At 63.2% G+C, this 12811-nt stretch carries 7 protein-coding genes; 5 read left to right on the top strand and 2 right to left on the bottom strand.

Features of this window, described 5'->3' with window-relative positions; genetic code table 11:
• Positions 1–61: 61 nt before the first annotated feature.
• The 4 genes from NKI88_RS15900 to NKI88_RS15885 all read left to right on the top strand — a co-directional run bounded on the left by NKI88_RS15900 (position 62) and on the right by NKI88_RS15885 (position 4172).
• Positions 62–1159 (top strand): polyamine ABC transporter substrate-binding protein, encoded by a 1098-nt coding sequence (locus NKI88_RS15900; RefSeq protein WP_023681872.1) that lies wholly within the window; start codon positions 62–64, stop codon positions 1157–1159.
• Positions 1160–1242: 83 nt separating this feature from the next.
• Positions 1243–2382, top strand: coding sequence for an ABC transporter ATP-binding protein (locus tag NKI88_RS15895; protein ID WP_023689322.1), 1140 nt, complete (start codon positions 1243–1245; stop codon positions 2380–2382).
• Positions 2383–2391: 9 nt separating this feature from the next.
• The gene (locus NKI88_RS15890) at positions 2392–3357 is read left to right on the top strand and encodes an ABC transporter permease subunit (RefSeq protein WP_027049422.1); all 966 of its coding nucleotides are present in this window, start codon (positions 2392–2394) and stop codon (positions 3355–3357) included.
• Positions 3354–4172, top strand: coding sequence for an ABC transporter permease (locus NKI88_RS15885; protein WP_023669326.1), 819 nt, complete (start codon positions 3354–3356; stop codon positions 4170–4172). The genes NKI88_RS15890 and NKI88_RS15885 overlap by 4 nt, the downstream gene beginning before the upstream one ends.
• Positions 4173–4214: 42 nt before the next feature.
• Here the strand turns inward: NKI88_RS15885 and NKI88_RS15880 are convergent, their stop codons facing one another.
• On the bottom strand, positions 4215–6068 hold the full coding sequence (locus NKI88_RS15880; protein ID WP_023681868.1) for an AsmA family protein: 1854 nt from the start codon (positions 6066–6068) through the stop codon (positions 4215–4217).
• Positions 6069–6434: 366 nt separating this feature from the next.
• Here NKI88_RS15880 and NKI88_RS15875 point away from each other — a divergent pair, with 366 nt between their 5' ends.
• Positions 6435–8399, top strand: a complete 1965-nt coding sequence (locus NKI88_RS15875) for an acetoacetate--CoA ligase (RefSeq protein WP_352656042.1) — start codon at positions 6435–6437, stop codon at positions 8397–8399.
• A gap of 265 nt (positions 8400–8664) precedes the next feature.
• Here NKI88_RS15875 and NKI88_RS15870 read toward each other — a convergent pair whose 3' ends face one another.
• Positions 8665–12669 carry a PAS domain S-box protein gene (locus NKI88_RS15870; RefSeq protein ID WP_352656040.1) on the bottom strand — a complete coding sequence of 1335 codons (4005 nt, stop codon included), beginning with the start codon at positions 12667–12669 and terminating at the stop codon, positions 8665–8667.
• Positions 12670–12811: the final 142 nt, after the last annotated feature.

Raw genomic sequence — 12811 nt, 5'->3', positions numbered from 1 at the left:
TGCCCAATCGCGCTCGAACAGCGACGACTTGGCGAAGGAACACTCATCAAAGGAGAACAGCATGATCCGCAAAGCGCTCTGGCTTTCGGCAACCTCGGCATTTCTGACGCTTTTCGCCGTCGGCGGCCATGCCGAGGATCGCGTCGTCAACGTCTTCAACTGGTCGGATTACATCGACAGTTCGATCATTGACGACTTCACCAAGGAGACCGGCATCAAGGTCGTCTACGACACCTTCGATTCCAATGAAATCCTCGAAACCAAGCTGCTTGCCGGCGGCAGCGGCTATGACGTCGTCGTGCCCAGCGGCAACTTCCTGGCCCGCCAGATCCAGGCCGGCGTGTTCCAGAAGCTCGACAAGTCGAAGCTGCCCAACATTTCCAACATGTGGGACACGGTTTCGGAGCGCACCGCCAAATACGATCCGGGCAACGAATATTCGATCAACTACATGTGGGGCACGGTCGGCATCGGCTACAACATCAAGAAGGTGAAGGCAGCACTCGGCACCGACAAGATCGACAGCTGGGATGTGTTCTTCAATCCCGACAGCCTGGCCAAGCTGAAGGACTGCGGCGTCTATGTGCTGGACTCGCCGGCCGACATCATCCCGGCGGCGCTCAAATATCTCGGCCTCGATCCGAACAGCACCTCACCTGACGACATCGCGAAGGCCGAGGAGACGTTGCTGAAGGTGCGGCCGTATATCCGCAAATTCCATTCGTCCGAATACATCAACGCGCTCGCCAACGGCGATATTTGCCTGGCGGTCGGCTGGTCGGGTGACGTCTTCCAGGCGCGCAACCGCGCGGTCGAGGCCAAGCAAGGCGTCGAGATCGGCTATTCCGTGCCCAAGGAAGGCGCCCAGATGTGGTTCGACCAGATGGCGATTCCCGCCGATGCGCCGCATGCCGCCGAGGCACTCGAATTTCTCAACTACATGATGAAGCCGGAAGTGATCGCCAAGTCGTCCAACTATGTGCTGTACGCCAACGGCAACAAGGCTTCGCAGCAGTTCGTCGACAAGGCGCTGCTGGATGATCCGGCGGTCTATCCGGACGCCGAGACCTTGAAAAAGCTCTATACGGTCCAGCCCTACGATCCCAAGACCCAGCGCCTGATCACGCGCAGCTGGACCAAGATCGTCACCGGCCAGTAAGCAATGCGACATGGTCCCGGCAGTCATCTGCCGGGACCATTCTTCTCTGGGGCAAGAAGCAAAAAAACAGGACGGAGTGGGACATGAAATCGCTTGGCAGCATCCGCAGGGATTTCGCGCCATGGAACGACCCGAACGCCAAGCCATATATTCAATTCGAGAACGTCACCAAGAAGTTCGGTGACTTCACCGCCGTCAACAATCTGTCGCTGACGATTTTCGAGCGCGAGTTCTTCGCCCTGCTCGGCGCGTCGGGCTGCGGAAAGTCGACGTTGCTGCGGATGCTTGCCGGCTTCGAGGAGCCGACCGCCGGCCGTATCCTTCTCGACGGCCAGGATCTGCGCGGCATCCCGCCCTACCGCCGCCCGGTCAACATGATGTTCCAGTCCTATGCGCTGTTCCCGCATATGAGCGTGGAAAAGAACATTGCCTTCGGCCTCAAGCAGGAAGGCATGCCGGGACCGGATATCGAAAAGCGCGTCGCCGAGATGCTGAAGCTGGTGAAGCTAGAGCAGTTCGCCAAGCGCAAGCCGCACCAATTGTCGGGCGGCCAGCGCCAGCGGGTCGCGCTCGCCCGCTCGGTTGCCAAGCGGCCAAAAGTCTTGCTGCTCGATGAGCCGCTCGGCGCGCTTGACAAGAAGCTGCGCGAGGAAACGCAGTTCGAGCTGATGGACCTGCAGCAAAATCTCGGCCTTACCTTCGTCGTCGTTACCCACGACCAGGAAGAGGCGATGACCATGGCCGACCGCATCGCCATCATCGACAAGGGCGAGGTGATGCAGGTGGCGACGCCGGCGGAAGTCTATGAAGCCCCCAGTTCGCGCTTCGTTGCCCACTTCGTCGGCAATGTGAACATGTTCGAGGGCAAGGTCGCCGAGCGTGCGGCAAACACCACGCGCATCACCGGCGCGACAGGGGCCCAGATCGTCGTCGAAAACAGCACCGATACAAAGGCCGGTTCCGACATCGTCTTCGCCATCAGGCCGGAGAAGATCAAGGTGTCGTCGACGAAACCGGCCGACGCCGTCAATGCGCTTGAGGGCGAGGTCTACGACGTTGCCTATCTCGGCGACATGACCGTCTACCACATCCGGCTGGACGACGGGCAGATCATCAGGGCAAGCGCGCTCAACGCGGCGCGAGTCACCGAGGACCCGCTGACCTGGAACGACCGCGCCTGGGTCTCCTTCCGGCCGGATGCCGGCGTCGTGCTGACACGGTAGGGGGCGGCCATGTCCAACATTGCACTCACCGACGCCGGTCCATCGGCCGCGGCCAAACCGTTCCTGATGCGGCTCGGTGCCGGCTTTGTCAGCCGGCTCGTCATCATCGTGCCTTATCTCTGGCTGCTGTTCTTCTTCTTCATCCCGTTCATCATCGTCTTCAAGATTTCGCTGTCGCAGTCGGCGATCGCCATGCCGCCCTACACGCCGGCGCTCGATTTCAGGGACGGCATGTCCGGGTTCTTTGTCCGCTTCCGCGAACTCAGCGTCGACAATTATGTCTGGCTAACGCAGGACGCGCTTTACTTCAAAGCCTACGTGACCAGTGTTATCATCGCTGCTGTCTCGACGATCCTGACCTTGCTCGTCGGCTTCCCGATCGCCTACGGCATGGCCCGCGCGCCGGCGACGATCCGTCCGACCTTGCTGATGCTGGTGATCCTGCCGTTCTGGACGTCGTTCCTGATCCGCGTCTATGCCTGGATCGGCATCCTCAAGCCCGAGGGTCTGCTCAATCAGCTGCTGTTGTCGCTGCACATCATCAATCAGCCACTGATCATCCTCAACACTTACACGGCGATCTTCATCGGCATCGTCTATTCCTACCTGCCATTCATGGTGCTGCCGCTCTATTCGTCGCTGGAAAAGATGGATTACTCGCTGATCGAGGCGGCAAAGGATCTCGGCTGCCCGCCGACATCAGCCTTCTGGAAGATCACGTTCCCGCTGTCGCTGCCCGGGGTCATCGCCGGCTGCCTGCTGGTGTTCATTCCAGCGGTTGGCGAGTTCGTCATTCCCGATCTGCTCGGCGGCTCGCAGACGCTGATGATCGGCAAGACCTTGTGGAATGAATTCTTCGCCAACCGTGACTGGCCGGTGTCGTCGGCCGTCGCCGTCATCCTGCTGCTGCTCCTGATCGTGCCGATCATGCTCTTCCAGCAGGCCCAGGCACGCGCCCAGGAGCAGGACAAATGAACGCCACCTGGAGCCGCTTCAACGTCACCTCGGTCGTGCTGGGCTTTGCCTTTCTCTATCTGCCGATCGTGCTGCTCATCGTCTTCTCCTTCAACGAGTCGAAGCTGGTCACCGTCTGGGGCGGCTTCTCGACCAAATGGTATGCCTCGCTGTTCCACAATCAGGGGCTGATGGACGCCACCTGGGTGACCGCGCGTGTGGGTGTCATCTCCGCCACTGTGGCAACCGTGCTCGGCACGCTGGCAGCACTGACCTTGACCCGCTACACCCGCTTCCGCGGCCGCATCCTGTTTTCCGGCATGGTGTTTGCGCCGCTGGTCATGCCGGAAGTCATCACCGGCCTGTCGCTGCTGCTGCTGTTCGTCGCCGTCGGTCTCGACCGTGGCTTCCTGACCGTGACGCTTGCTCACATCACCTTGACCATGTGCTTCGTGGCCGTCGTCGTGCAGTCGCGCCTGGTGTCGTTCGATCGTTCGCTGGAAGAAGCTGCCTTGGACCTCGGCGCAACGCCGGTAAAGACCTTCTTTCAGATCACGCTGCCGGTCATCATGCCGGCCATCGTCTCCGGCTGGATGCTGGCCTTCACCCTGTCGCTTGACGACCTGGTCATCGCCTCCTTCACCTCCGGGCCTGGCGCCACCACGCTGCCGATGAAGATCTACAGCCAGGTGCGTCTCGGCGTGACGCCGGAAATCAACGCCGCCTGCACCATCCTGATCGCCGTCGTGGCGGTAGGCGTCATCATCGCTTCGGTCGCCAACAAGCGGCGTGAGGTGCAGCGCCAGCTCGACGAACAGGCCGCGCAGCGCGGTTGATTGCGTCAAACGAGGGATAGGGCGGTCCCGGTAAGGGTCCGGCTATTCGCCTGAGACGCCGCGGCTGATCGGCGAGATGAACGGCGTGCTCCAGGTGCCGCCGACGAAGAATGACGACTGGTTGGATCCCTGCTGGCCATTGACCGGTGCCGCTGCCGGGTCGGCCTGGGTGACACCCCCCGAAAGCGCCAGCCCGCGTCCGCCGTAAGAGGCGATGCCGGACAGCCAGACCTTGTATTTCGCCGAATTGGCCTCGGCCTTGTCCAGCCTTGCCACACCCTTCGAGATGGTGGCCTTGAGCTCGGCGCCGTCCATCGGCAGTGTCCCGTCCGAGACGTCGTCGAGCGCGAAGAAGCCGCCCTGTTCCGTGTGCTTCAGAAATGCCGGCAAATTGAGCCCGCTCAGCGCGCCCGGCCCGAACGTCGCAGAGACCGAGCCGTCCGCGTTCTCGAAGATCGAGTCCCAGGATTTGCCCGGCCCTTTGAGAATGACCGAGACAGTGCCGGTGCTGGCCGGCACCAGCCGCGTCATTCCGGCCGCGGTGCCGAAAGCGGCGCCGTCAATGTCGGAGGCGAGCAGCCGGATCTCGACCTGCGAGCCCTCCGGTTTACGGTCGAAACGCAGGCTACTTTGCACGTTGCCGCCAAAGGCCGACGCATCGGAGATATCGAAGACGGCAAGCCCGTTCTTCACCTGCGCTGTAGCGGCGACGTCGGCAAGCTGGATTGCGCCGGCCGAGGCATGTGCCGCTGACAGCCTCAGATCGAGATTGATCCGGTCGGCGAAGCTGGTGTCGATTTCGCCGGGACCGGTCTCGCCGGTCGGCGCCAGCGGCGTGAAGGCCGAAAACAGCGACCTGAGGTCGAGCGTATCGAAGGCGAGTGTGCCTGATATCACCGGCAAGGCGTCGCCGAACGAAAAATCCAGCGCCCCCATTCCCGGGTTGTTGTCGAGCGTCACCGCGGTGTTTTCGAATTTGACGCGGCCGGCGGTCGCCGTGATCTTGCTCGAAATCGAGACCGAACCGATCGCCGTACCAGGAGCAATGCCGGCCTGCGACCATTCCAGCACGCGCCGCAGCGAGGGCGCGGCGAATTTCGCCTGGCCATCGAAATAGGCGTTTTGCGACATGCTGGCCGTGCCGTCGAACGAGAAGCTGGCCGGCGCTGCCTTGAACGAAAACGTGACCGGTGCGGCGCCGCCGGCAAACAGCACCAGCGGCTTGGGCGAGGCGGCATCGACGGTGACGCTCTCGCCGCGCCAGATTCCGGTCGCCGACAAGGTCGCGTTGCTGTTCATCGCTGCCCAGCTCGCCTGGCCGGACAGGCTGGTCAGCAATTCGACGTCCTTGCCGCCGACGGAGGCGACCATACGGCCGTCCCTGAATTCCACGGTGCCGAACGGATCGGCGGGCAGCTTGCTCAGATCCGGCTTCGTCGGATCGGCGTTGACCACGCCGCGCGCCGTGTCGATGGAGCGGGTGATGCGTCCGCCCGTTGGTATGGCGGGCAGGAATATGCCGTTTGCGGCGCGCTGGACCCGGATCGTCGGCCGCACCAGCCGCGCCGTCGAAAACACCACATCGCCCTGCAGCGCCGCCATGGCCGAAAGGTCGACCTCGACCCGTTCGGCCTCGATCACCGGCGGCGCGTCGGTCTCGGTCCACTGCGACAGCGTGACGTCGCTCAATATGGCGCGGAACTTCGGCCACACCTCGATGCGCGGCGAACCGGCGATGGTGACCCTGAATCCGCTCCACGCGCTCATCTCCCAGGCAATGCGATCGCGCACGATCCGGGTCGAGGCAATCAGCGGCAGAGCGGCGACGACCAGCGCGATGACGAGCACGGCAACGCCGATCGCCCATATTCCGCGCCGGATCAAAGGTGATGGCATATTGCCCCGGTTGCTTTCATTCCGATAAAAATCGCCTGACGGGTGTAACCGCCAGTTGTCACCACGCCTTCCAGTCGTCACTACGACTTAGGGCTGAGGCATTTCAAGTCTTTATGGCCCGGCGATGGCAATTGCGCACACATGACCGAGTTTAGCGGAACAAAATCTTGCTCTGCCGCACGGTGGTAGGCATAAGCGATGCAGCTTCAGCCTGCTACGAGGCGCGGCGTTTTTGGGACAGCGCGCCTGTAAAGCTGAGGCTAGTGCATGTCGCCCGGAAGAGTGCAGCGGTTCCGGGACAACGACGTGCATCAAAACAAAAGCATATCTATCTTGCGACGCGACGGGCTTCAAGGAGGATCGATAATGGCTGCCGAAGCACCGCTCTGGACCCCGACGCAAGACCAGATCGACGCAGCACCACTGACCGCGTTCATGAAGGCAGCAGCGGCCAAAAGCGGCACATCCTTCGCCTCCTACGCCGACCTGCACCGCTGGTCGGTCGAGGATCGCGAAGGCTTCTGGAGCCTGCTGTGGGACTTTTGCGGCATTGTCGGCGACAAAGGGACCGATGGGCCGGTGCTCGTCGATGGCGACAAGATGCCCGGCGCATCGTTCTTTCCCGAAGCGACGCTGAACTTCGCCGAGAACCTGCTGAAGAAGACCGGTTCCGGTGACGCGATCGTCTTTCGCGGCGAGGACAAGATCGAGCGGCGGCTGTCGTGGAGCGAACTGCACCAGCTGACCTCGCGCTTTCAGCAGCTTTTCCTGTCGCTCAAGGTGAAAAAGGGCGACCGCATCGCGGCGATGATGCCCAACATGCCGGAAACCGTCGCCGCCATGCTGGCGGCCGCCTCCATCGGCGCGGTCTGGTCGTCCTGTTCCCCCGATTTCGGCGAGCAGGGCGTGCTCGACCGTTTCGGCCAGATCGAGCCGGTCATATTCATTGCGCCGGATGGCTATTGGTACAATGGCAAGGCAATCGAGGTCGCCGACAAGATCGCTGCCGTTGCAGCGAAGCTCGAAACAGTAGCCAAGGTCCTGATCGTCGACTATCTCGGTACGTCGCGTGACATCGCCGCGGTCATCGACAAGGCCGTGGCGCTCGAAGAGGCGCTGTCACCCTTTGCCGCCAAAGCGGTCACGTTCGAGCGGCTGCCGTTTGCGCATCCGCTCTACATCCTGTTTTCGTCAGGTACCACCGGCATTCCCAAATGCATCGTCCATTCGGCCGGCGGCACGCTGGTCCAGCACGTCAAGGAACACCGGCTGCATGCCGGGCTCGTTGAAGGCGACCGCTTCTTCTACTTCACCACCTGCGGCTGGATGATGTGGAACTGGCTGGTGGCGGGCCTGGCCTCGGGCGCCACGCTGCTGCTCTATGACGGCTCGCCCTTCCACCCCGACGGCAATGTGCTGTTCAGCTTCGCAGATGCCGATAAGATGACCTTTTTCGGCACCTCGGCCAAATTCATCGATTCCGTACGCAAGGCCGGGCTCAAGCCGATCCGCAGCCATGATCTGTCGAGTGTGCGGGCTATTTCCTCCACCGGCTCACCGTTGTCGCCGGAGGATTTCCGCTTCGTCTATGACGGCATCAAGAAAGACGTACATCTCGCCTCGGTTTCCGGCGGCACCGACATCGTCTCCTGTTTCGTGCTCGGCGTACCGACGCAACCGGTCTGGACCGGCGAGATCCAGGGTCCCGGCCTCGGCCTTGCCGTCGATGTATGGGACGATGACGGCAAGCCGATCCGCGAGCAAAAGGGTGAGCTGGTCTGCACAAAAGCGTTCCCGTCGATGCCGATCGGCTTCTGGAACGATCCTGAGGGCAAGAAATACCAGGCCGCCTATTTCGAGCGCTTCGACAATGTCTGGTGCCACGGCGACTTCGCCGAATGGACCGCGCATGGCGGCATGATCATCCACGGCCGTTCCGACGCGACGCTCAATCCGGGCGGTGTGCGCATCGGCACGGCGGAGATCTACAATCAGGTCGAACAGATGCCGGAGATCCTTGAGGCGCTGTGCATCGGTCAGGATTTCGACAATGACGTCCGCGTCGTGCTGTTCGTGCGGCTGGCCGCCGGCGTGACGCTGGACGAGGATCTGGAAAAGCGCATTCGTTCCAAGATCCGCAGCGGCGCCAGCCCGCGCCACGTGCCGGCAAGGATCGTCGCCGTCAGCGACATTCCGCGCACAAAATCGGGCAAGATCACCGAGCTTGCAGTGCGCGACGTGGTGCATGGCCGCGCCATCAAGAACAAGGAAGCGTTGGCCAATCCAGAGGCGCTGGAGCTGTTCAGGAACCTGCCGCAGCTGGCTGATTGACGCGGCCGGGATGGTTAACCAGATATGTCGGTCGAATTTACCTAGATTTCATGAGTGGTACACATTCGTAAATTTTTTGGACGGCCGGTAAGGAGTTGTTAAGGCCCGGCGTCGATAGTCGCACGTAACTTGAGGGAGAAATCCCGCTCCTCGTCCCCTGAGGATCAGATTCGCTCAAGCCCCCGTTGTGACAGCAAATCCCATTTAAGGCGTCCTGTTGGACGCCTTTTCTTTGTCCGGGATTCTCGCCCGGGAATGGCCGGCCCTATTCGGCCAGCACCCGCGTCGACGGGAAGGCGACCTCGACCAGCGTCCCTTCGCCCGGCGTCGAGGTGATGGTGAAGCGGGCGCGGTTGGCTTCCACCATCGCCTTGGTCAGCGGCAGGCCGAGACCGGTGCCGTCGCCACGCCCGCGCTTCAGCGCATTGATCTGCTTGAATGGCTTAAGCGCCTGCTCGATCTCGGCATGGCTCATGCCAATGCCGGTATCGCGCACCCGCATGACAACGTCGCCGGAGGTTTCATAGGCGGTCGACACGATCACCTGTCCGCCGGCTTGCGTATAGCGAATGGCATTGGACAGGATGTTGAGCGCGATCTGGCGCACGCTTCTGAGGTCGGCGACGACTTCCGGCAGTCGCGAGGCGAAGCTGGAGCGGATGATGACACGCTCGCGGTTGGCCTGCGGCTGCATCATCGCCACCGTCTCCGCCAGCGTATCGTTGAGCGACACCGCCTCGTAGTCCATTTCCTGCTGGCCGGCCTCGATCTTCGAAATGTCGAGGAGGTCATTGACGAGATCGAGCACATGGTTGCCCGAGCGGTTGATGTCTCTGAGATAGTCGCGGTAGCGGTCATTGGCTACCGGGCCGAACTTCTCGTCCACCATCAGCTCGGAAAAGCCGATAATGGCGTTGAGCGGCGTGCGGATCTCGTGGCTGATGCGGGCGAGGAAATCGGTCTTCTGCGAGGAGGCGCGCTCGGCCACCGCGCGCGCCTGGGTCAGATCCTCTTCGGCCCGCTTCCACTGCGTGATGTCGCGCACCACGGCGCAGAAGCCGCTGTCATTGGGCAGCTTGCCGATGGTCATGAACAGCGGGATGAAGCGCCCTTGCGCCTCGCGCCCGATCACCTCGCGGCCATCGTTCATCACACTCGCCACGCCGGGCTCGGACAGGCCGTTCAGATAGTCGCGCGCCGCGCGCTGGCTTTCGATGGCAAACAGCGAGGCGAACGGTTTACCGGTGACGTCGTCGCTGTCGAAGCCGAACAGCGCCTCGGCCGGCCGGCTGATCGAGCGGATGTCGCCGTCGCGGCCGATCAACACCACACCATCGGTCGCGGTGTCGATGATGGTGCGCATCTCGGCAATGCGCGCTTTGAGTTCGGAGACATCGGGCTGCGTCTGCTCCTCGGCTGCGAGATGCGCAACCATCGGCGGCTCGTTGTCGCCGGTACGTCGCACCACCAGCATCAGCGCCTTGCCGGCGCGCCACGGCACCGAACGCAAAATGGCTTCGATCGGAAATTCCTGGCCCTCGCGCGTCTTCAGTTTGAGTGTGTGGTCGCTTTCGCCGGCCGTTTCTGAATAGGGATCGGCAAACAGCGCGTCGAGCCCGCCGGCGTCGCTCAGGTCCTCAAGCGTGTCATAGCCGGTCAGGCCGAGGAATTCCTCATTGGCGTAATGAAGCTCGTCGCCCGAATGGATGAGCAGCGGCACCGGCAGCTTGCCGAGGATCGACGTGTCAGGGGCCTTGTGTTCATCTCCGGCCGAGAATGCCGAAGGCATGAACCCCTCAAGCTTGAGCGGCGGCACTTTCAGGCGCTGTGGTTCTGCCGGCACTGTGTCCGCATCGCCGGCCTTGTCCCCGTCTTCCACGGCGGAATCGGTCGCCTCGTCGGACGGCGCCCAATCCTCATTGTCCTCGGCATCGCGGAAGTCGGCCGACGTCATGCTGTCGTCTTCACCGGCATTGGCCGGCGTCTCGGCAACAACCGGCTGTGGCTCTGCGGCCTCGACGATCTCTTGGGCTTGCGTATCATCCGGTTCGGAAGCCGGCGCAAGTTCGTCGTTGGACGACGTTGCTTCCGTACTGTCTTCGGTGACGGAGCCTGGTTCGGGATCGGCATAGTCGAGCAGGGAGCGCGACACTGTCGGCGCCTTCGCCTCGCCTGCTTCGCTGTCCGCAAGGCCGTCGTCCGGCTGCTCGCCGTCAAGCCGCGTCAGGTCCTTTTCGTCCTCGGCATCGCTTTCCGGCGGTTCGGCCTCAGCCGTTTCGCTTTCGGGTGCGGCTGCCGATGGTTCAGCCACGGCAGCCAGGCCGGCTTTGTCCGGACTCGAGACCTCGGCGGGTTGTCGGGCTGGCGCGGCTGTTTCAGGCTGGTCCGCCTCGACATGATCCGGCTTGGGCTCATCTGCCTTGGCCTGGTCTGGCATTACCTGATCCGGATTGGCCGGTTCGGCCTGCTTGGCAGTCTCCGGCTGCTCCGGCGGGGGATTGTCCTTCTTCAGCCGCTCGCCGATTTCGCGGAAAGCGCTGCGCTCCAGCGTCGACAGGCCCCTCTCGCTTGTCGGCTGCTTGTCGTTGGCGGGCTGCCGATGCTCGGCCAGCCGGATGACCTTGTCGGCAAAACGACGTTCCTGCTTCGGCACGATGGTCAGTGCCGGCACTTCGCCCTCGAACGGATCGGCCGCCTTGGGAGCTTCCGCCACGGGCTGTTCCGGGGCCGGCTCAGCTGCTGCCGCTGGCGCGCCATTGGGGACCAGCGCCATGCCGATTGCTTCCGGATCGACCACCGCATCGCCGGCGCGGGCGACGCCGAAACCACGAAAACCTTCGAAGGCGCGGCTGCGGCCATAGACAGGCAGTGCTGCCAGATCGACCGGTATCTTCAGGTCGGAGCCGGCAACCGGCCACAGTACCGAGCGGCCCGACCAGGTGTCGCGCCGTTCAAGCAGGCCGGCGATCTCGCCCGAGGCGTCGAGGCCGAAAATTGTCGCGACGTCCTTGAAGCGGCGGCCGATCACGTCGGCGGCGGCTTTGCCGACAATGTCGCCGAATTCCGGCGACAGCGCGCTGAACTTGCCCTCGGCGTCGGTGCGCCAGACGAAGCGCAGCGGCGGCGCCGAGCGGTCGATCTCACGTTTGGCGGGAGGCGCAGCCGGTGGGGCTGCGTCAGACGGCAGGGCGGGCGCAGCGGCACTGCTGTCCAACTGCGCACTCTCGGCCGGGGAAACAGAGTCCGGCTCGGCCTGCGCCGGGCTGTCCGGCTCGCCCGCCTGCGGCTCTTCGCCGGCATGGAAGTACCAATGATCATGTTGCGCCGGCGCGCTGTCATTCGCCGCCTGCTCGCGGCAGGTCGTCTGCTCGCGATGGTCCGCCTTTGTATCGGTTGACGCCGAAGCATCATGCTTGGTGGCAGCCGGACCTGTCTCCCCGACATCAGGCGCGGCCGCGAGTGGGGCGCCCTGATTCCCGCTTGCGGTGGGGTGGTCAGCCACCGCATCCACCGTTACCGCGTTCTCCGCGGCGGCTTGCGCCGGGCCATCGTCGACCTGCGTTGCAGCAGGTTCGGCATCCAGCTCGCCGACAGGATTTTCCTCACCGAGCTGATCCTCGTCGATGACCACCAGCAGATGCCTGGACTCGGTCAGGCGCGCGAAGCCGGCCGGATAGGACGTGGCGCCGCCGGGGACCAGCCGCTTGACGATGCGGTCGCCCTGGCTCGCCACGTCGGCGACAAGCGCGGCCAGCGTCTCAGGCCGGATGGCGAGCGCGCCAAAGCCATCCGAAGCCGCTTCGACAGTGCCGGCGGCGTCGACAAAGGCGATGAAATGGCCGTCTTCGGTAAAGCCGCTGATCGCGCGGGCCGCAATGTCGGCAGCACTGCGCGAGCCGGCCTGCGCTGCCGGCACCACCAGCATAATGGCGCTTTCGCCGTCCGGCATAGTCACCGCACTGGCCAGGAAGCCGACGGCGCGGCTGGTGATGCCGGTCGCCAGCCGTACCGTAATGGCGCGGTCGCTGCCGATCTGCGGGAAGCCCGCGGTCGCCATGATCTGACGCCTGGCGATCAGCGGCAGCTGAGCCGAGGCGCCGATGATGGCCTCGATATCGGGATAGCCGAACACCGCAGCGCCCGGGCCGTTGGCCCAGATCACCTGTTCGAGGTCGGCCGACAGAATCGCGATCGCGTCGCCGGCGGCGAAGCGCTGGCGAACCGCATCAAGCACGGCGACATCGAGGAAAGAGTAGTTCTCGGAAGGCATGCGCTTGGCGGACCCTTTCGGTGTAACCTCTTGGCGAACCCCTCTTGGCGAACCTACAAGGCGGGCAATTTGCAGTTAACGCTTTGTTAATAAAAGCCCGCGCGGCGAAGGTCCACAAGCCATGGCGGGAAGCAGGTGGAAT

The sequence above is a fragment of the Mesorhizobium sp. M0317 genome, assembly GCF_040321555.1.
GTDB lineage: Bacteria > Pseudomonadota > Alphaproteobacteria > Rhizobiales > Rhizobiaceae > Mesorhizobium.
The sequence above is the reverse complement of the archived record's forward strand: the minus strand, read 5'-3'. Positions and strand labels throughout refer to the sequence as shown.

Excerpts from the sequence above, each read along its gene's own strand:
- NKI88_RS15900 (WP_023681872.1), top strand. The coding sequence starts at position 62 with ATGATCCGCAAAGCGCTCTGGCTTTCGGCAACCTCGGCATTTCTGACG.
- NKI88_RS15895 (WP_023689322.1), top strand. The coding sequence starts at position 1,243 with ATGAAATCGCTTGGCAGCATCCGCAGGGATTTCGCGCCATGGAACGAC.
- NKI88_RS15890 (WP_027049422.1), top strand. The coding sequence starts at position 2,392 with ATGTCCAACATTGCACTCACCGACGCCGGTCCATCGGCCGCGGCCAAA.
- NKI88_RS15885 (WP_023669326.1), top strand. The coding sequence starts at position 3,354 with ATGAACGCCACCTGGAGCCGCTTCAACGTCACCTCGGTCGTGCTGGGC.
- NKI88_RS15880 (WP_023681868.1), bottom strand. The coding sequence starts at position 6,068 with ATGCCATCACCTTTGATCCGGCGCGGAATATGGGCGATCGGCGTTGCC.
- NKI88_RS15875 (WP_352656042.1), top strand. The coding sequence starts at position 6,435 with ATGGCTGCCGAAGCACCGCTCTGGACCCCGACGCAAGACCAGATCGAC.
- NKI88_RS15870 (WP_352656040.1), bottom strand. The coding sequence starts at position 12,669 with ATGCCTTCCGAGAACTACTCTTTCCTCGATGTCGCCGTGCTTGATGCG.